Annotated in this window: 20 protein-coding genes; 2 read left to right on the top strand and 18 right to left on the bottom strand. The window is 51.4% G+C overall.

Annotation, left to right across the window (positions count from 1 at the left end; translation table 11 throughout):
* The first annotated feature begins 178 nt into the window (after nt 1-178).
* Entirely contained in the window at nt 179-607 is a 429-nt protein-coding gene (locus GCU45_RS32620; RefSeq protein ID WP_152404284.1) for an EamA family transporter, read from the top strand.
* 5 nt (nt 608-612) lie between these two features.
* Here the strand turns inward: GCU45_RS32620 and GCU45_RS32615 are convergent, their stop codons facing one another.
* The 9 genes from GCU45_RS32615 to GCU45_RS32580 all read right to left on the bottom strand — a co-directional run bounded on the left by GCU45_RS32615 (nt 613) and on the right by GCU45_RS32580 (nt 9,107).
* Nucleotides 613-1,932 (bottom strand): VTT domain-containing protein, encoded by a 1,320-nt coding sequence (locus GCU45_RS32615; protein WP_152404282.1) that lies wholly within the window; start codon nt 1,930-1,932, stop codon nt 613-615.
* 327 nt (nt 1,933-2,259) lie between these two features.
* Nucleotides 2,260-2,904 (bottom strand): TVP38/TMEM64 family protein, encoded by a 645-nt coding sequence (locus GCU45_RS32610; protein WP_167527309.1) that lies wholly within the window; start codon nt 2,902-2,904, stop codon nt 2,260-2,262.
* A gap of 15 nt (nt 2,905-2,919) precedes the next feature.
* A complete protein-coding gene (locus GCU45_RS32605) occupies nt 2,920-4,086 on the bottom strand; it encodes an MGDG synthase family glycosyltransferase (protein WP_152404279.1) in 1,167 nt (388 codons plus the stop codon).
* A gap of 82 nt (nt 4,087-4,168) precedes the next feature.
* Nucleotides 4,169-4,345 carry a hypothetical protein gene (locus GCU45_RS33965; protein WP_167527308.1) on the bottom strand — a complete coding sequence of 59 codons (177 nt, stop codon included), beginning with the start codon at nt 4,343-4,345 and terminating at the stop codon, nt 4,169-4,171.
* Between the two features lie 47 nt (nt 4,346-4,392).
* On the bottom strand, nt 4,393-5,307 hold the full coding sequence (locus GCU45_RS32600; RefSeq protein ID WP_167527307.1) for an alkaline phosphatase family protein: 915 nt from the start codon (nt 5,305-5,307) through the stop codon (nt 4,393-4,395).
* A 7-nt stretch (nt 5,308-5,314) separates the two neighbouring features.
* Nucleotides 5,315-5,938, bottom strand: coding sequence for an undecaprenyl-diphosphatase (locus tag GCU45_RS32595; RefSeq protein WP_244364708.1), 624 nt, complete (start codon nt 5,936-5,938; stop codon nt 5,315-5,317).
* A 112-nt stretch (nt 5,939-6,050) separates the two neighbouring features.
* Complete coding sequence (locus GCU45_RS32590) at nt 6,051-7,457, bottom strand: HAMP domain-containing sensor histidine kinase (RefSeq protein ID WP_152404275.1); 1,407 nt, start codon at nt 7,455-7,457, stop codon at nt 6,051-6,053.
* The gene (locus GCU45_RS32585; protein WP_152404273.1) at nt 7,454-8,131 is read right to left on the bottom strand and encodes a response regulator transcription factor; all 678 of its coding nucleotides are present in this window, start codon (nt 8,129-8,131) and stop codon (nt 7,454-7,456) included. The genes GCU45_RS32590 and GCU45_RS32585 overlap by 4 nt, the downstream gene beginning before the upstream one ends.
* A gap of 202 nt (nt 8,132-8,333) precedes the next feature.
* Entirely contained in the window at nt 8,334-9,107 is a 774-nt protein-coding gene (locus GCU45_RS32580; RefSeq protein ID WP_152404271.1) for a C40 family peptidase, read from the bottom strand.
* A 282-nt stretch (nt 9,108-9,389) separates the two neighbouring features.
* Here GCU45_RS32580 and GCU45_RS32575 point away from each other — a divergent pair, with 282 nt between their 5' ends.
* Entirely contained in the window at nt 9,390-10,217 is an 828-nt protein-coding gene (locus GCU45_RS32575; RefSeq protein ID WP_152404269.1) for a COG4705 family protein, read from the top strand.
* A 112-nt stretch (nt 10,218-10,329) separates the two neighbouring features.
* On the opposite strand, the gene GCU45_RS32570 is transcribed toward GCU45_RS32575, so the two are convergent.
* The 9 genes from GCU45_RS32570 to GCU45_RS32530 form a co-directional block, all read right to left on the bottom strand.
* Nucleotides 10,330-11,085: an ABC transporter permease gene (locus tag GCU45_RS32570; protein ID WP_152404267.1), complete on the bottom strand. Its 756-nt coding sequence runs from the start codon at nt 11,083-11,085 to the stop codon at nt 10,330-10,332.
* Complete coding sequence (locus GCU45_RS32565) at nt 11,076-11,753, bottom strand: ABC transporter ATP-binding protein (protein WP_152404265.1); 678 nt, start codon at nt 11,751-11,753, stop codon at nt 11,076-11,078. The genes GCU45_RS32570 and GCU45_RS32565 overlap by 10 nt, the downstream gene beginning before the upstream one ends.
* A 188-nt stretch (nt 11,754-11,941) precedes the next feature.
* Nucleotides 11,942-13,114, bottom strand: coding sequence for an amidohydrolase (locus GCU45_RS32560; protein WP_152404263.1), 1,173 nt, complete (start codon nt 13,112-13,114; stop codon nt 11,942-11,944).
* Nucleotides 13,115-13,156: 42 nt separating this feature from the next.
* The gene (locus tag GCU45_RS32555) at nt 13,157-13,612 is read right to left on the bottom strand and encodes a MarR family winged helix-turn-helix transcriptional regulator (protein WP_152404261.1); all 456 of its coding nucleotides are present in this window, start codon (nt 13,610-13,612) and stop codon (nt 13,157-13,159) included.
* A gap of 138 nt (nt 13,613-13,750) precedes the next feature.
* Entirely contained in the window at nt 13,751-14,443 is a 693-nt protein-coding gene (locus GCU45_RS32550; protein WP_152404259.1) for an SDR family oxidoreductase, read from the bottom strand.
* Between the two features lie 44 nt (nt 14,444-14,487).
* Nucleotides 14,488-15,267 (bottom strand): ABC transporter ATP-binding protein, encoded by a 780-nt coding sequence (locus GCU45_RS32545; protein WP_152404257.1) that lies wholly within the window; start codon nt 15,265-15,267, stop codon nt 14,488-14,490.
* A gap of 28 nt (nt 15,268-15,295) precedes the next feature.
* Nucleotides 15,296-16,387, bottom strand: a complete 1,092-nt coding sequence (locus GCU45_RS32540) for an ABC transporter substrate-binding protein (protein WP_167527306.1) — start codon at nt 16,385-16,387, stop codon at nt 15,296-15,298.
* Nucleotides 16,388-16,476: 89 nt separating this feature from the next.
* Nucleotides 16,477-17,274, bottom strand: a complete 798-nt coding sequence (locus GCU45_RS32535; protein WP_152404253.1) for an ABC transporter permease — start codon at nt 17,272-17,274, stop codon at nt 16,477-16,479.
* A 36-nt stretch (nt 17,275-17,310) separates the two neighbouring features.
* Nucleotides 17,311-18,138, bottom strand: a complete 828-nt coding sequence (locus GCU45_RS32530) for a VOC family protein (protein ID WP_152404251.1) — start codon at nt 18,136-18,138, stop codon at nt 17,311-17,313.
* Between the last annotated feature and the right edge of the window lie 16 nt (nt 18,139-18,154).

The raw sequence follows: 18,154 nt of genomic DNA, 5'->3' as shown, positions 1-18,154 counted from the left end.
ACCTCTTTTCATCTATTTCCTTTCGTCCATATTCCTCTTTACGCCGAAAAACGTGCCACGGATTCGGGGAATGGATATTTTGTAAAATCATTCATGATTTGAGCCGGTGATGAACAATACTATAATAGGGAATCTTTGCCGCTGTTGAAAAGTCATTTATGAAAAAAGGGGGATGCTTATGGCTGCATGGCTTATTTACGCGCTGCTTTCAGCCGCGGCGGCTGCGCTGGTGTCCATTTTCGGGAAAATCGGTCTGCAAAACATCGATGCCAACGCCGCCACGGCGATTCGGGCCGTCATTATGGCCTTATTTCTGCTCGGCGTCATTGCCGTACAGGGGAAGTTCGGCCAACTGGGAAGCATTTTTACACAGAAAAAAGCACTCAGCTTCATCGTGCTCAGCGGAGTGGCAGGTGCAACGTCGTGGCTGTTCTATTTTATGGCCCTCAAGTACGGCAAGGTGTCGCAGGTAGGGCCCATCGACAAGTTAAGCGTCGTGATCGCCGTCATTCTGGCCTTTCTGTTCCTCGGCGAAAAAATATCCTGGCTGAACTCGGCTGGCGTCGTGCTGATCGCAATCGGCGCACTTCTGGTCGCCATGAAATAACCGGATTAGGCACCTTTATTGCTGTTATCGTGATCAGGGGCCGTGCCGAGTTCTGACTCCTTGAATTTGCGCATAATTTCCAGCAGCATCACATGCAGACTGACCCAGACACCGCCAAAAATGTATCCGGCAAACACATCGCTTGGGAACTGTACGTGAAAATAAACCCGGCTGATCCCGACCGCCAAACAGATCAGGATCACCGCCACAACGAAGGGAATCCGGACGTAACGGAAGTGATAATGCCGCAGCAGTAAAAAGGCCGAAAAACCGCATACTGTCAGCGTAACTAACGTCTCCTCGCTCGGAAATGTATTGAACAGCTGCACGCCAGCTGCCACCGGGCCAGGACGATGGAACAACAGGCGAAGCACCCTGTCCAAGAGCTCTCCGCCGGCCACAACCCATACCAGGAACGACAAATCAAGCCCGCGGTCCCGGCTGTGGAGCACAATCCACAAGCCTGTCAGGCATAGAACCGGCCCATACAAATCCAAAGTCCCGAACCTCTCAAATACGTGCATCCAGCCCGCCCACTCCGGACCGAACAGCACCGATATTAAATAAGAGGCAATTTGATCGAATTGTCCGTACTCATGCGACAAAAAATCCTGAATGACGCCGAGCATTAACGAAAAAAACAATACAAACGCAGCAAACGAGGCCAGCAGCAATAGACGTACCTTTCCGAAAGACTGAAAGTGCCGCACGCCGCTTGCCAGCAAATCCATCAATCGCTCGATCACTTGATCTTTATACTTGCGGTAGACATAAATGGCCGCTGTCACCAGTGCCGAACCGATCCCGAAAATAACCATGTAACGATTGACTGTAGAGTGATAGGCTTCCCATTTCGGGCCGAGCACTTTACCAAGCGAAATGAACAGGCCTACCCAGAAAAGCGCGCCGGTGTAGGCAAACAGCGCATAACGCCGGAAGGGCATACGCGTTACTCCGCAAAAGTAACCGGTAATATGACGGACCCCCGGTATAAAATATGCGACAAACAGAAGCTTGTCCCCGTAGCGCTCAAACCAGCCCGTAATTTGATTCATCCTCTCTTCGGTGAGATGGACCTTGCTGCCATGGCGCGAAATAAAAGGGCGTCCCAGCCGGTATCCGATCCAATAAGATAAAGTCACGCCGGTCAAGACGCCGGCTCCGGCCGACACCATGCTCAGCAGCCAATTCAGTTTCCCTTCATACACAAACAAACCGGTATAGCTCATCATCATTTCACCGGGAAGAGGCAGGGCAAGCATTTCCAGGCACAAAAACAGATAGATCAATGCGTAACCGTAGTGCTCCAGCATATTCGTCAGCATACGTACTTCCAGCTCCCTCTACACATAACCGCTATAACTTATTTAGTCGTATAACTTTTACTTCATCGGCTTTATAGAAGCCACTTTCTCTATATTTCCCATTCATTTCACGCTTTTAACATGCGCCGGTCCGGTCTTGAATAATACGCGGTGTAAAAAGACCGTGCCTTCTTGTCAAACCGCAGGCTCCAAGCCGAAATAACCAACCCCAACGAGAAATCCGCCGGGCTTGGTTGGAGTTGCCTGCCATCCTATGAAACGCTAAGCTATTTTGCATGGATCCCAATAAACGGCAACCGTTCCTTGGCTGCTCTCTCATTGCCTACATTACTCCGCCGTCACTCTGCTTTTTCGGGACTTACCGGTCGTCCGCTTCTTTACATACCATGACAAACCGGCAAGGATCATGAAGACCATGCAGCCGATCACAGCCCAGAGCAGTGAACCTTTCCGTACACCGGCGTACAGTGCGCTCATAGCCACAGTATGCGGAAACACACCGATCGCCGTCGTCAGCATGTAACGAAATAGGTTAACCTTTAACAGCCCGGCGGCATAGTTGACAGCATGATAGGGGATGAAGGGAACGAACCGTGCGATCAGAAGGCCTTTTAATTCACTGGCTCTCAGCCAATCATCCATTTTGGCAAGATACGGTTCAACCCGCGTACCTGCAAAATAGGATGAGAAAGACCAGGCAAGCCAATATCCCCCAAAAGCTCCGATGATCCCCGAAGTCCACAAGCAGAGACCTCCCCAATATGGTCCGTAGATTTCCAGAACCATCACGGCGGTGATTTCGCCTGGCAGCGGGAGCATATTTAGCAGGGTTTGAAACAGAAACACAGCGACGAAGCCAAAGAAACGATAGCGGCGTATCCACGCGACAATAGATTCCGCATCCCCTGTTTGCAGCACATAAACGGTATATATCGCCAAAGCGGTCAAGAGCAGCATTCCGAACCATTTCATCCTATGCTTCATCGTTTAGGGACGAAGCATCAGCTCATAATCATGGTTTGCATCTTGATAGTTCTGCAGAGTCTTCAAAATATCGTTCACGATCAGCTCGCCTGCCGCTCCCTTATGAAATTCAGCCATTTTTCCGCGGATCCGATCGGCTATCGTCGGTGCCCCGAGAAAATCCCGGAGCTGCTCCGCGAGCTGGCGGACATTGGATGAAATCTGGGCCATGCCGTTGGTTTTAAAATAGCGGGCGTTTTCCCTCTCCTGACCGCCATACGGACTCAGAATAAAAATTGGCAGCTTCAGAATGACGGCTTCGGACAAAGTTATGCCCCCGGCCTTCGTTACAATGCAGGAGGACGCGGCCATCAGATCGTGAATGTTTTTGACGTATCCAACCATATTCACCTGCGGCTGACCCGAAAACAGCGTCGTCAATTTCTCATAGGCTTGCTGTTTGCGTCCGCATACGACTGTGATTTCGCAAACTTCCTGGTCAACCAGCAGATGAATGAGCTCGACGAGCTGCTGGAACACCGTAAATGTGCCTGCCATAATCAAAATACGTTTCCCCTTGGCCGTTCCTTGTGCAGCACGGGGCAGCGGGCCTTCGGCGGCGGCTGTATAGAATTGCGGTCGTACAGGGATACCGGTAACGCTGATTTTCCCCGCTGCGGCGTCATAGTTTCGGACCATTTGGTTCTTAATCTCGTTAGTAGCCACGTAATACCCGAACGTATACGGATGAATCCAGCGGGAATGCAGGGCATAATCGGTAATGACAGTAAACGTACGCGCGGCGTGAACGCATTCTCGCTCCGAAACGACGCCGAAAGGAAATGTATTGATGATCGCATCGGGCCGGAAACGGCTGATGGTCTCCAGCATTTTGCCTTTCACGAGTCCGTTCAGGTACCGCATCACCGGCCCGGATGGATTGGAATCCCTGGTCATGTAATAGCTCCAGCCATAGTAGTCGAAGCCCAATTGGGACGTAAATGTGCTCATTTGATACACTTTCGAGAACAAGGAATTGAGTACCGGATGAGCTTCCTTCATGAGGTCAATGATCTGCACCTGGTTGACCTGCTGCGCATGAAAATAGTGCAATAACGCCGAAGATACCTGAAGATGGCCGTCTCCAAAGCCGGCTGTCAAAATCAAAATACGCGGGCGACGGTTAGACATGCTTGTTCCCTCCCTTTGGTCTCATCGGATTGCCAGGCGACACAAGTCGATGCCTGATCCGGTCAGGATGATCTGCCAAGAGTTAACCGTAATTGCGCTGATATGAAAAATCCTTGCCGGGAACGACCAATATATGGTCCAAAATAAACTGCTGCTCTTTCTCGGAAAGGCCGGACCGTTGAATCATATGGCGAATACGTGTTTCCAAGTCATGCATGGACTGCAAAAACAAATCCATATCCTGAAGCTTTTCATACATGCCTCTCACTCCCCATCTATATTCAAATTCCATGGCTTCAATTTCATTTAGGACGGTTTCCACAGATTTCGGATCGGTTCGCTGCCCGATGTACGGCCAAAATGTGACAAACCGTACAGGTCTTCCAGTGTCCGCAGGACATTTAAATGGGTGATCTTCTGATCGAATACGGCTTGACGAACATGATCCCCCACGATAATCGTCGGGATATGATTCCGGCTGCCGTAGTCGTCTTCGTCCCAGGTTAGAATCAGGATGCTGTTGTGGCTCTTCGCCCATTCGACATAAGGACCCAGGTTCTGTTTAAGCCACTTGTCTGCCGACTGGATCGTTCCGTCATGCATATCATGATCCAGGTTAGGGATCACAAAGGAAACGGTCGGAAGCTGGGTGTAATCAGCCGGGAAATCGGTGAATCTCCGGTTTGCCGATTTTGGAATGTTGGTAAAGTTCACCCAGGGACTATGTTTTCTTCCGTACTGCTTGTTGGTGCACACGGTCGATCCGACAGAAGGCAAACCTTCCGAGTATCCCGCAAAAGTAAGCTTGTGTTTGAACAACTCGCTTGCCAGATTGGGCGCGGTAAACGTATGTCCGCAGGAATCATTGTGAACGCCTTGGTCGGACCCGGAAAACAGGATTAGATAATTCGGCTGGCTTGGATGAGCGTTGGCATACGATTCCGTGAAATACGCCCCTTGCTTAGCCAGGCTGTTCATATAGGGCGCCGCCCGATTCCCGATGATGTTTTGGCGGGAATGATTCTCCTCTACGACGATGACGACATGATCGGGAACCTTTGCCGTTCTTCCGCTTTGGGCTGCATTTTGGCCAACGGGTTTCATCGTCTGGGGCTTTGATACGTTTTGCCCCGCCTCCGCTTGCCCGGTTCCCTTAGGCCCGGCACAAGAACACAAGATAATGAGGAGAACAAACAGTATTGTAAATTTACGCAATTGCATTAACATTTCACTTCCCTGCGGGTAGTTGATCTTCTTTGTTCACGGGCCGGGGCAAAATCTTCGATTCGTATTTTTCATACCATCCGAGACCTGCTTTAAACAATCGGGATGCGAACGTGAAGCGTGCTGCAAGATGATGCACGCCTGCTGAAACTATGATACCGATTAATGCCCCACCCAATACGTCAAGCGGATAATGTACACCCGTCCATACCCTGGAGAACGCAATGCACGCAGCCAAGATCAGCCAGATGACCCCTTCTCTTCGGCGATATATCACGAAAATCGCGGCAATGGCAAATGCTCCAATGGAGTGATCACTTGGAAATGATGCATTGGCAGGATGGGGGATCAACTGGAGCACCGAATGGGTGACAAACGGGCGGTTCCGGTAAAACAGGTGACCGATCACTCCGCTGATTCCAAGCCCGATGGCAGCGGAGACGACGGACTCCACCACCATTCTCCGGTTGCTCTCCTTACGGGTGAACCAATAAACCAGCAGTCCGGCAAAAAACAAATAAAATGCTCGTTCCGCCAGTATACGCATAACAGGATTAAGGGAGGAAACGGATCTTCCCCACTCGTTAATGACATGAAATAGTTGATAATCGATTTGACCCATACTCATACTCATTCTCATACTCCTTCTGCTTGTTCTGATCTGTTAACGATCGGTAGAGATCAGCTTAACGTAGGAATATGAAAATTTAATGAGAATCAACCCATCAATGGCATCGGCTTTAGGAGGATACCGCCGGGAACGACAAGGTTACACGTGTTCCTTCGTCTTCGACGCTCGTCATGGCGATCTCGCCTTGATAATGCGAAATGAGATTTTTGGCGATCGCAAGGCCCAGGCCCGTTCCTCCAATTTCCCTGCTGCGAGCCCGGTCCACGCGGTAAAACCGGTCGAAAACATGCTGGATCTCGGCCGTCGGTATGCCGATTCCATAATCTTGAATCGATATGCACACCCGTTTTTGCTCTTCGTAGCAGCGAATGTCGATTTCTTTATGTTCCGCTGAATACTTGACTGCATTTTCAATGACGATCAACAGCATCTGCTCCAGGTGAAGCGGGTTGATCCTCACCATTTTACCGGTCCCCTCCGCTTTCATGCGAAAAGCGAACTCCGGGTACAAATGCTCCATCCGCTTCAGGGTTTGAATCATAAACGGTTCGATCCGGATCCGTTCGATATGATCGGTCAATGTCGCTGAATCTGACCTGGACAGTGCCAGGAGCCCTTGTACGAGCCCCTTCAGCCTACGGACTTCCTGAAGCGACGCGTTCAGCGACTCCTCCAGGATGGCCGGATCCTTTTTCCCCCATCGGTTCAGCATGTTCAAGTGACCTTCCAGAATGGTGATGGGCGTGCGCAGCTCATGCGAGGCATCGTCCACGAACTGCTTTTGCTGGCGGAATGACACTTCCAGCTGGTCCATCAGCTCGTTGAACAGGCTGGCCAACTGTGATAATTCATCCCCGTTTCCGATGTTTCCGACGCGTTCCTGAAGCCCGTTTTGCTTCACATTTTGGATGGTAACCGCAAGCGCCTTAACCGGCCGCAAAAACTGCTTCGCGATCGCCCAGCCGCTGGCAGCGCTGATGCATACGGCCAGAAAGCCTCCGATGACCATGACCCACAGCAGCGTCGCGTTAAAATGGTCGAAAGTTTCGAGATTCGTCGCCATTTCGACCGTTCCCGACTCGTTCTTGATCGCAAAGGGTGTCCGGTAAATGAGAATGTGGTCTTCTCCATGCCACGCATCCTGCAATGAGCTGGTCGTACTTGGCAGCGGGGTGATCCACTTCGGATTAAAATGGTTCGTAACCAGCAGCAGATTCGCCCCGTTGTCGTCAATCAGGCGGATCATTTGATTTTTACCGAGAATATTGCGAATGAAGGAGCTCGCTTCCGGTGATTCCAGCGATTCCTTCGTTGCCTGCTGTTCTTCTAAATAACCCTGGACCTGCGACATCATGACGTGCAGCGCGTCCCGTTCCTGGTTCAGCATCCAGTGCTTCAATACCAGGTATTGGGCAAAATTGTACGTAGCGAACAGCAGAAAAATGAGCAGCGTAGCGCCAATCATCAGCTTCCATATGACAGGCAGCCGCTTGAGCCAATCAGTTATTCGTCTCATGGCCGCATCACGTATCCCATTCCGCGTACGGTTTGGATGACGCTTTCTTCTCCGGCAGAGTCCAATTTATTCCGCAGATACCGGACATACACATCAACCACATTCGTCTCCACCTGCGAATCGTAGCCCCATACCAAGTCGAGCAGCATATCTCTGGTCTGGACCAGGTTTGGATGCTTCATAAACACGGCCAACAGGTCGAATTCACGCTTCGTCAGCTCGATGGGGGTACCGCCCCGGGTAGCTACTCTGGCATCCAGATCCACCGTAATGTCCCGGAATGTCAGAACTGCCCGGTTCGGTTGATCCTGAAGCTCAATCCTGCGGAAAATCGCGCGCATGCGGGCGAGGAGCTCCTCGATGTCAAAAGGTTTGGCGATATAGTCATCGGCACCGCTGTCAAGGCCCTGCACCCGGTCTTCGAGACCGTCTCTTGCCGTGAGCATGATGACCGGGGTACTTTTCGCATTCCGGAGCCTGCGGCATACCTCTACCCCATCCAAATGAGGCAGCATGATGTCCAGCAGGATCATATCCCATTCCTCCGCCAAAGCAAGCTGAAGTCCACTGGATCCGTCATAGGCAGCCTTCACAAAGAATTGCTCATGCTCAAGTTCGAGCTGGATGAAACGCACCAGGCTCTTTTCGTCTTCTATAATAAGTATCCGTTTCATTGATATCTCCTCCAGGTTACTGCTGCGAAGACAAGTATATTGGAATTTCATGAGAAAATGATGAGAAGATAGGCACTGTTGCCATCAACAATCAGTACTAGTTTGATCATACCTTGAAATTGTAAACAAATGATAATCCTTCCTAACATTTTCTGTATACAAAAAGCAGAGCCCCACAAGAGACCCTGCCTTGAATGCTTTATTATTGTTCTCTATTCTCATGCTCTCCATCTGCACTTTCGGATTTTCCCCAATGATGTTGTGTGGAATGCTTCTGATGATTCGACGGCTTTTGTACAGAACCGCTTTGGTCGTCAGATGTCGATGGTGCAGTGACTGACGCATCGGCAGAATGCTGACCATTGGAATCTTGGCTGCCTGCATTTTGTCCGTTACTGCTCTGTTCATTCGAAGCCTGACTGCTTGTTGTCTGCCCGCCGGAAGCTTGTCCATTGTCGGAAATGACGCGACGAGCGGTTACAAAGGTATGATCCCAGGTGCTTCCAGAAAAATCGGATACCGTCACGCCAATACCGACTCTGTAGGTATGAAGCAGTTGTCCGTTGCCTATATAAATGCTGACGTGATTGATGACTCCGTCATGATTCGTATCGGAGAAAACCAAGTCCCCTGGCTGTAATTGATCCTTGGACACCGGCGTGCCTACCTGCGATTGCTCTCTTGATGAGCGCGGCAGATCGATGCCGTTTTGCTTGAACACATATTGCGTGAATGAGGAACAATCGAATCCGTCCGTTCGGCCGGATGGAGCCCCAAACTGATAACGAACGCCTAGAAATTGTTTGCCTGTTGCGATAACCCGATCCGCCACGGAGCTGTCAGATACCGAGGCTGCGTGAACCGGATGGGCCGGCAGCAGCATGCTTCCGGAAAAAGCGACGGAGAGACACAAGCCGATTCCCATAAAAGTTTTGACGATACGGCTCTTTCTGATGAGGTTCGTGTTGTTATTCATAAAGACCCTCCTTAGAAGTCGTATTGGATAAGTGAAATTCATGCGGATTAGTGCTTTTGCCTTCACAAACAGTTATAGGCGATAGAAATTAAAAAATGATGAGAATGTCCAATATCCTCCTCAAGCAATTTTATCCAAGCGTCTGCTGTGCAGTTCGTAGAACGGTCATTTTCACAGAAAATTTTCATTCTCAGCTGTTACACTCATGGACAAAACCGACTCAACACAGGCAGCAAGAGCAAGCTGAGGCGGTGGTTTCTAAGACGATAAAGGAGGATGTAAATGGAACAGTTTACGCATAATAAGGAGGGCTTGATTCAGCCGCCCGTAGGTCCGGATAGGCAGATGTTAAACAAAGTGCCGCAAGTCACCATCTTTTTTTGGATCATTAAAATTATGGCAACGACCGTTGGTGAGACGGCAGCGGATCTTCTGAACGAGAACCTCAACCTCGGACTGACCGTAACGACTCTGCTCATGACGGTGATTTTGATCGGATCTCTGGTTCTGCAGTTCAAGGCGAATAAATATGTGCCGTGGATCTATTGGCTGTCGGTCGTGTTCATCAGCGTGGTCGGTACCTTGATCACCGATAATCTGACCGATAACCTCGGAGTTCCGCTGGAAACAAGCACCATCGTGTTTGCCATCCTGCTGATTGCAGTATTCGTAATTTGGTACGCAAGCGAAAAGACGCTGTCGATCCATTCCATTACGACGCAGAAACGCGAAGCTTTCTATTGGCTGGCCATCTTGTTTACATTTGCTTTAGGCACAGCCGCAGGAGACCTCATCGCCGAGACGATGAACCTCGGATACCTGGTTTCGGCACTCATATTTGCATCGATCATCGGTATCATCTGCTTGGCATATTACGGCATCAAGCTGAATGCCGTTCTCGCCTTCTGGCTCGCTTACATCTTGACAAGACCGTTCGGGGCATCCCTCGGCGACTATCTGTCGCAAGCGCCAGGCGACGGTGGCCTTGGGCTTGGAACCGTGGGAACAAGCGCTTTCTTCCTCGTCATCATTGTGGCCTTGATCATTTATTTGTCTAGATCCCAAACCAACGAAAATCTTACCGGTCCGCATCATATCACCGGTAAATAGACGGTTCATTGAAAAGGGCAGCGGGTTCAAATCCCGCTGCCCTTTGTTCTAAGTCCTCACAAACGATAGAAATCAACAGTAAAAGCAAGTGCTCATCTTGCAGAGGTATTTATTACGAGTCCACACGCATAAATTGGCCCAGCTTACCGAACCACAACCGATAGCTCATCAGGGCCAGCAAAATGCTGGTGAGCGCCGCCGACGAAGCGAACGCAAACATGATCAATATTTGATAACGGACAGCCTCCAGCGGACTGGCTCCGGCCACGATCATGCCCGTCATCATGCCGGGCAGTTGGACGAGCCCAACGGTCTTCATCCCGTCGATCGTCGGGATCATGCTGGAACGCGCCGAGCGGTTCAGCATGCGATGGATGGCCTGCCGCGGGCTCGCGCCGAGAGACAGCAGCGTTTCGACTTCTCCCCTCGAGGTTACCGCTTCCCGCTTCATTTGGTTCAGAAACAAACTGGACACGACCATAGCGTTCCCGATGGTCATGCCGCTGATCGGGATAACATAACGCGCTGTGAGCGGGATAATGCTTAGAGCGAGCAGCAACCCCATCGTCACAACTTCCGTAATCGTAATGGTCAAACCAACATACAGATAGATGCGCTTCAATCCTTTTCCGCGCTTGCCCGCATTCCAGGTAGCTACCGCAATCATAAGGACCAGGATTAAGGCAACAAGCAGGAAATGTTGTGTGCCAAATATGTATTGAAGAACAAACCCGACAGCGAGCAGCTGTATCGCGGAGCGAATCGTTCCATATAGAATATCCCGCTCCAGTCCGAGCTTTTGCCATATGGATATACCGACGGATACGGCTATAAATACAAGCGTCGAAGCCAGCGCGATCAAAGACATGATATCCCTCCCTCCGACAAAGTCCCATTGGAGAGCGACCATACCCTGTCCCCGATCCGTGCCGCTTGGTCGCGATCATGGGATATCCAGACATAGCCCGTTCCCTCCTGCCGATTGATGTCCGTAATCAAACGCTCAACCGCATATTTACTGACATCGTCGAGCGAGGAAGTGATCTCATCCAGCAGCAGAAGCTTGGGACGCAGCAATAAGGAGCGCACTAGAGCCACCCGCTGCTTTTCACCGCCCGAAAGGGTGGAAGCTTCTTTGGACAAGCCCATATCTCCAAGCCCAACGTTTGACATCAAATGCGCCGCATAGGCTGGATCATATTCTGTATGATGCAGCCTGCTCACCGTACGCAGATTATCTTCGATGGAACCTTCAAGCATGACCGGCGTTTGACTGACGTAGCAGACGTTCATCCGCCAGTCTTGCGGATTCCACTCGTGCAGCGGCTTTCCGAGCAGAAGCATTTCCCCGCTGTCCACTTCATCGAGCAGGCCAAGAATGCGCAGCAGGGTGCTTTTGCCTTGGCCGGACGGCCCGACGAATACAATTTTCTCCCCTGCGGGGACGGTACCGGAGATTTGCGAAAAAATGATTCGGTTAGAGACCGAGGATATCGTTTTGCTTAAATTCGTAAATGACAAGATGTTATCGATCATTCATATAAATCTCCTCTGCGTGTGGCTTACTATCATCGATTACCATCCATTTTAAACATTCCCGGTCGGCTTGTCATGGCTTAAGGATCGATCGGTCTTCACTCATTTGCCTAGTTATCGTGAGCAAATCGAGCATGCAGAAGCAAATGGTACAAACCGGGAAATAAAAAAGCCGCGAAGCTCGCGGCTTATCGAGTATTCAATTCGTTGAGACAGCGTACCGCCAGATGGCTGTAATATTCCGCAGCCGGGAGCAGCGCTTCCTCTTCCGGATTAAACTTCGGATGATGCAGCGCATAGGGCGAGTTCGACCCTACGTACACAAATGCGCCGGGAATATGCTGGAGATAGTAGGAGAAATCCTCTCCTCCCATGCTTGGTCCAAGCACTGTGGTGACATAGCCGGATTCCTCCGCCGCATCGCTGGCGAACTTGGCCCAGTATGCGTCGTTGATCGTGGCTAGCGGTCCGGGGTACCATTTCAGCTCAGCTGACACCCCCGCCGATGCTCCGATTCCGTCAATAATTTGCCGGATCGTGTCCGGAATGCGTTTCTGTACCTCCACATCGAGCGTTCTTACCGTTCCTTCGAGCTCCACTGTCCCAGGAAGGACGTTCCATGTGTTCCCACCGGAGATTCGGGTGACGCTGACCACGACGGCATCGAGTGCGCTGACCCGGCGGCTGGTGATCGTTTGCAGAGCCAGAATGATTTGGGAGGCGGCGACGATCGCATCGGTCCCTTTCTCAGGCGTTGCCGCATGGGCACCGATTCCGTTAATGACGATTTCGAACCGGTCAACGCCGGCAGTGATGGCGCCTTCGCATGTGCCCAGTTCTCCTACCGCAAGCTCCGGCGAATTGTGAAGGCCGAAGATCGCCGATACGCCTTCCAACCCACCGGAGTCCACCACGTCTTTAGCTCCGTGTCCAGTTTCTTCGGCCGGCTGGAAAATGATCCGTACGGTTCCTTGAAGCTCTTGCTCCTTTTCCTTCAATAGATAGGCGGCTCCCAAGGCGACGGTTGTATGAAAATCGTGGCCGCAAGCATGCATTTTTCCTGCAAACTTGGATCGGAACGGAACGTCCGTCTCTTCATCGATCGGCAGCGCGTCGATATCCGCCCGCAAGGCCATGATCGGTTCCCTGCCAGTTCCAATTTGGGCGATGACCCCCGTCTTTAAGCTGGGTAAATCCAGAATTTCAATATTGGCTTCCTTCAGCCACGCTTTGATTTTGCGCGTCGTTTCGAACTCTTCATTGGATAATTCAGGTTCCAGATGCAGATTGCGGCGGATGTCCACCAAGCGTTCCTGCAGCTTCGCAGTGGAACCGGTATTCGTTAAACCGGGATTGGCCATGCGAATTCCTCCTTCTAACTCCGATGATGTAGTATATCATTGTCATTCTTCAAGGTACCGGCTTAATTCTTCGGTATAACGCTCAATAAAGTGCAATATCAGCTTCTGCTCGTCCGGGGAATAACTGTCGAAGTCCCGGTCGATATCCGAGCTTCGGGACTCGTGATACCGGTAATGGCCTTCGAACGCAAGCTGTCCAAGCTCCGTCAGCCGGAAATGGACCTCTTTCTTGTTATCCTCCCGCTGGAACTTGCAGATGAGCCCCTTTGAGCCCAATTTGGCGATCGTCTTGGAGGCGGTTCCCTTGGTGATGTTCAATATGCTGGCAAGCTCCGTCAGATTGGAGTCCTGATGCCTTCCAATGGCTTCAATCATATGGATTTCCGAATAATACAGCAGCATGCCGGGCACATATTCTTTTGGTTTTTTATTCAGGAGGTTATAAACTTCAAACATCCGTCCCAAGGCCAGGTCCACTTGAATATGAAACTGATCCAATACAAACGCTCCTCTAAATTGTTGTGTTCGTCAGAAACATTCACCTCATCTTATCCGTTCTTCCAAAATCCGTCAATCAAACGGATGGCCCATCGTGAAATCATGAAATGAACCTTTTCCAATGCCAGCTAATATCGACTAAAAAGTGTCGCCCAACATCGGTCGGACCGTTAGCTCTTCGACGACCGCCTGCGGACTTAAAGACAAGATGGCTGCAACCAGCAAACCGATGTCGCTGCCTTCCAGCAGTCGGTCCGGGGCTGTTCGCTCATTGGGAACGCGCCGCTCGGTAAAGGTACCGCCGGGATGGATCAGCGTCACACCGACTCCGGCAGGCTTCAGTTCCTCCCGTAGACCGAGCGCGTAATTTCGGAGCGCTGCTTTGGAAATGCCGTACAGCGAGGTATCCGCCCGCAGTCCGGCCGTCGACCCGATGACCAGGATGCGTGGGTATTCACCTTGGCGGATCAGCGGAAGCAAAGTTCGCACCCAATTGTAGTTGGATACGACATTGGCCAGAAGGATGCGCTCCAGCTCTTCACCCTTTGGCTCTGTAACGGAACGGGTGTCATCGAAGAAAGCGGCAGCGTTCAAGATGAGAACGTCCGGTTGGAATTGATGTTCCTTCATATATATAATGAGCCGATCCGGTGTTTCCTCGCTCGTCTGGTCTGCCGTGAAAACCAGTGCATTCCCACCAAGCGCGGTTCGCGCTTCGGCCAATGATTCCCCGTTCCGCCCCACCAGCAGCAGTTCATGACCGGAGACGGACAGCTGCCTGGCAATCGCAAGTCCGATCCCCCGGCTGCCCCCCGTAATGATGACTCTCATCGCAATCCCTCCATATCACCCGGACTTTAGTCCCTTTGATCCGGTTAAATAAAATACTCGGTGTCATGGCTCTGGACCGGGTTGTTGATCGCCATATAGATCTTTTCCACGATACTCAAGAGTTCCATATCGTTCCGGTTACGAGGCCGTTCGAACGGAACGTCGAAGATTTGCTGGATGCGGCCGGGACGCGGACTGAGAAGGACAATCCTTGTCGCCAAATAGACGGCTTCAGCCACGTCATGCGTAATAAAAAAGATCGTCTTCTTCTCTTTCTCCCAAATACGTATCATTTCGTCCTGCAAGGTTAACCGTGTCAAATGGTCCACCGCGCTGAAAGGCTCGTCCATAAGGATGACCCGCGGATCGGCTACCAGCGTCCGGGCAAGCCCGGCGCGCTGCCTCATGCCCCCGGAGAGCTGATGTGGATACTTGTCCTCGAAACCAGCCAAGCCTACAAGTTCGATCGTCTTTTGAACTTTATTGCGCCGCTCCTCGCGGCTGAAGCCGGCAATCTCCAAGCCGAATTCGATATTGCGGCGGATGCTCCGCCAAGGGAACAACGCGGAATCCTGAAACACGACGCCGATGTCGCGGCTGGTTCCGGCTTGCGGAACCTGATCCAGCAGCACCTCTCCGCTCGTCTGGGATAGCAGACCCGCGGTAATTTCCAGGAGCGTGCTTTTTCCGCAACCACTTGGACCAAGCACGCACACAAATTCCCCGTCCTGCACCGTCAGGTTAATGTCGTGCAGCGCATAGGTTTGCTCTTCATCGATATTTTCGTATTCCTTGGTAATATGCCGAAGCTCGATTGTCGGCATGACATCAGCTCCTTTCCCGCTTCCCCATTTAATTGTTCGCCTTGTATTTCCCCAGCTTCAGCCTTTTGGCAACGCGCTCCGCAAACGTGTTGTCGAATGTGCCGTCGACCGAAATTTTGTCCCGCTGCATGCCATATTGATTCAGCAGATCTTCGGTCACTTGCAGGCGGTTTTTATCGACGATCGGGTCGTTCTCCCAGAGGACGATTTCCGATTCGATTGCAGTACGTGCCGTCTTCTCATCAAGGTTCAAATACTTGGCTGCCCAAGGCAGGAATTCATCCAGATGCGTCTTGGCGTATTCGTTGGCATAGAAATACACTTCGAGCACGCGTTCGACTACTTCTGGCTGCTCCTTGATCAGCTTCTCACTGGCTACCAGCACGCCGGTTTGGTATTTCGGCATAAACTCCCAAGTCTTGGCCAGCACATTCCCCTTGCCGGCTTGCTCCGCCATCGTTGCGAACGGCTGGTGAATAATCGTGGCGTCGACTTCGCCCGATTCAAACGTCGCGTAGGCGGATTGATACACGCCGTTCGGCACAAGCTGAACATCCTTTTTCGGATCGATGCCGTTCTGCGAGAGCACCTCCATCAAGGTTAGCGGCATACCTCCGATCGGCTGCGCAGAACCAATTTTCTTGCCTTTCAAGTCGGCAAACGACTTGATTTCGGGCTTGGCGATAATCCAGTAAGCCCCTCTGCTTCTCCACATATTGCTGACGACTTTGATTTTCACCCCGTTCACAATGGCAGGGATATAGGTTCCGGGATCCCCGTCGGCGATGTCGACCTCTCCGGCTCCGAAAGCCGCAACCGGGTTAATCGTATCGACAAAGTTTAAATGAATGCCAGCATCCTCATACCAGCCTTTGTCAATGGCAAACTGATTGGCAATTCCGGTCATCCCTTTGGAAAAACCGGCTGTAAGGGTGACTTCCTTGTTATCCCGCCCTTTCCATGGCGGAACCCCTGAAGCGATATCCACGGTTGTATTGTCCAGTGTACTTGAAGCTGCCTCCGTGCCGCTTCCAGCTTCGGCAGAACCAGTGGAGCTGGAGGAAGCGGGAGCATCCTTGGAAGACGAGCCGCAAGCGGCGAGCGTGAAAACCAGGGACAACGAAATAACTCCACTAATTGTTTTGCGTAACCATTGATTTGAGTACATGTTCCTCTTTCCCACCCTTTGTATAATGGATAATTTTATAATCAGGCGATCCGGCTCGGCATCCACCGGCGGCATACCAACCTTTCGACCAGGTTGATCAGCCCGACGAACAGAACGGATAACACCGTCACCACAATGATGACTAAATATAATCTTGGCGTATTCAGCACAGCCTGGGACTCATTCAGCAGGAAACCAAGCCCATTCTTCGCTGCTGCCATCTCGGCAAATACGACGCCGGTGATCGCCGTCGCCGCCGTCACACGCAGCCCGTTGAAAATGGAAGGAAGCGCCGAAGGCAGCAAAACCTTGAATACCGTTTGCGCCCGGCTCGCCTTAAATACTTTGGCCAGCTTCAAATGCTCTGTTCGGGTCTGCTTGGAACCCGTTACGGTGTTATACAAAATGTTAAAGAAACAGAACAGTATAACCAGAACGACCTTGCTTTTGAAGCCGATGCCGAACCATACAATGAGCAGCGGCATGATAGCCGTCTTCGGAATGGCCATGATCGCCGCCATCAGCGGGTCGATCAGCTTCTCCAATAACGGGAATGAGACGAACAGCACCCCAAGCCCGATGCCCGCTACCGCCGAAATGAGATATCCTACCGCAACCTCTTGCAGGGAAACGGACAAATGCGGCCAAAGTGTGTTTTCTTTGAGCATATATACGAACTCCTGTACGATCTGGGAAGGGGAAGCCAAGAATACTCGGCTCACCCATTCCTTGGACACCGCCAGCTGCATACCCGCCAGCAGTGCGGCAATAAATGCAATTTGCACGAATCGGATCCATAGGTTTTTCGCTTTAGTGTCTTTTTTGGTACGTAACGCCATGCGATGACTCTCCTTTCCTTCAGGCGTCCCCTACGACTACTTCAAATGATAGAAAGAACCGTGAATGTTGACGTACTGCTCAGGTGAGCCTTCCTGACCGCTGTTCAGTCCGACTAGAAACGGACGTTCTCCCCTTGATTGCAAGTACTCCCTTGCGGGTCCCTCTTGATCAGGCTCCAGAAATACCAGTTGGAACGAACCCAGAGAAATGACTTGTTTCTTGCCCTTCCAATAGTCATCATAGACGGCTTCCCCGGCCTCTAAGTGGAGCCATTTCGTCCATCTGCCGACCGTCTTTCCCAAGTCGCGAACCGTAAACGCCACATAATCCAGAGTTATGGGACCCTGGGCATGATCCGTAATGGTGCCGTTTGCGGTCAGTTCGGCCCTTCTGTCTTCATCGGAATCGTTCCATTGGATGAAGAATGGCAGCGGCAGTCCTTCGTCAGGCAATCCTGCGAACAACAGCTTCCATTCCAGCAGTTTTCCGTCCGGCCTTCTGCGGGAACAATCCACAGGGCCGATCACCTGATTACCCTCGGCGGCCAGCTGCTCCGCCAACTCATCAATTTGCTCCGTCCGCAGCGCGATCCGGCTGAGCCCTTCTACATAACCGTCACCTGCCAGCGTATCCACGAGCCCGTAACGTTGGGTATCCTGGTGGGGAGGCAGCAGCTTCGGGTCAAAAATGCCGATCCATTCGATATAGCGAAGATCAAAATACGTTAGCGCGTTGTACGTTCCTACCGATTCGTGCCTCCCGCCGTTCACCGTATGAATCCCCAGCCCTGCAAGTTCTTCCGGCGCTTGCTCAGGTTTATTCACAAAATGTACGGCATGATCAAACGTTAATTGGACTCCCATGGTTCGCTCCTCCTTG

It is taken from the genome of Paenibacillus cellulositrophicus (assembly GCF_009363095.1).
GTDB lineage: Bacteria > Bacillota > Bacilli > Paenibacillales > Paenibacillaceae > Paenibacillus_AQ > Paenibacillus_AQ favisporus.
Note: the sequence above shows the minus strand (reverse complement) of the source record. Positions and strands in the feature narration are given on the sequence as shown.

Excerpts from the sequence above, each read along its gene's own strand:
- GCU45_RS32620 (WP_152404284.1), top strand. The coding sequence starts at position 179 with ATGGCTGCATGGCTTATTTACGCGCTGCTTTCAGCCGCGGCGGCTGCG.
- GCU45_RS32615 (WP_152404282.1), bottom strand. The coding sequence starts at position 1,932 with ATGCTGACGAATATGCTGGAGCACTACGGTTACGCATTGATCTATCTG.
- GCU45_RS32610 (WP_167527309.1), bottom strand. The coding sequence starts at position 2,904 with ATGAAATGGTTCGGAATGCTGCTCTTGACCGCTTTGGCGATATATACC.
- GCU45_RS32605 (WP_152404279.1), bottom strand. The coding sequence starts at position 4,086 with ATGTCTAACCGTCGCCCGCGTATTTTGATTTTGACAGCCGGCTTTGGA.
- GCU45_RS33965 (WP_167527308.1), bottom strand. The coding sequence starts at position 4,345 with ATGTATGAAAAGCTTCAGGATATGGATTTGTTTTTGCAGTCCATGCAT.
- GCU45_RS32600 (WP_167527307.1), bottom strand. The coding sequence starts at position 5,307 with ATGCAATTGCGTAAATTTACAATACTGTTTGTTCTCCTCATTATCTTG.
- GCU45_RS32595 (WP_244364708.1), bottom strand. The coding sequence starts at position 5,938 with ATGAGTATGGGTCAAATCGATTATCAACTATTTCATGTCATTAACGAG.
- GCU45_RS32590 (WP_152404275.1), bottom strand. The coding sequence starts at position 7,457 with ATGAGACGAATAACTGATTGGCTCAAGCGGCTGCCTGTCATATGGAAG.
- GCU45_RS32585 (WP_152404273.1), bottom strand. The coding sequence starts at position 8,131 with ATGAAACGGATACTTATTATAGAAGACGAAAAGAGCCTGGTGCGTTTC.
- GCU45_RS32580 (WP_152404271.1), bottom strand. The coding sequence starts at position 9,107 with ATGAATAACAACACGAACCTCATCAGAAAGAGCCGTATCGTCAAAACT.
- GCU45_RS32575 (WP_152404269.1), top strand. The coding sequence starts at position 9,390 with ATGGAACAGTTTACGCATAATAAGGAGGGCTTGATTCAGCCGCCCGTA.
- GCU45_RS32570 (WP_152404267.1), bottom strand. The coding sequence starts at position 11,085 with ATGTCTTTGATCGCGCTGGCTTCGACGCTTGTATTTATAGCCGTATCC.
- GCU45_RS32565 (WP_152404265.1), bottom strand. The coding sequence starts at position 11,753 with ATGATCGATAACATCTTGTCATTTACGAATTTAAGCAAAACGATATCC.
- GCU45_RS32560 (WP_152404263.1), bottom strand. The coding sequence starts at position 13,114 with ATGGCCAATCCCGGTTTAACGAATACCGGTTCCACTGCGAAGCTGCAG.
- GCU45_RS32550 (WP_152404259.1), bottom strand. The coding sequence starts at position 14,443 with ATGAGAGTCATCATTACGGGGGGCAGCCGGGGGATCGGACTTGCGATT.
- GCU45_RS32545 (WP_152404257.1), bottom strand. The coding sequence starts at position 15,267 with ATGCCGACAATCGAGCTTCGGCATATTACCAAGGAATACGAAAATATC.
- GCU45_RS32535 (WP_152404253.1), bottom strand. The coding sequence starts at position 17,274 with ATGGCGTTACGTACCAAAAAAGACACTAAAGCGAAAAACCTATGGATC.
- GCU45_RS32530 (WP_152404251.1), bottom strand. The coding sequence starts at position 18,138 with ATGGGAGTCCAATTAACGTTTGATCATGCCGTACATTTTGTGAATAAA.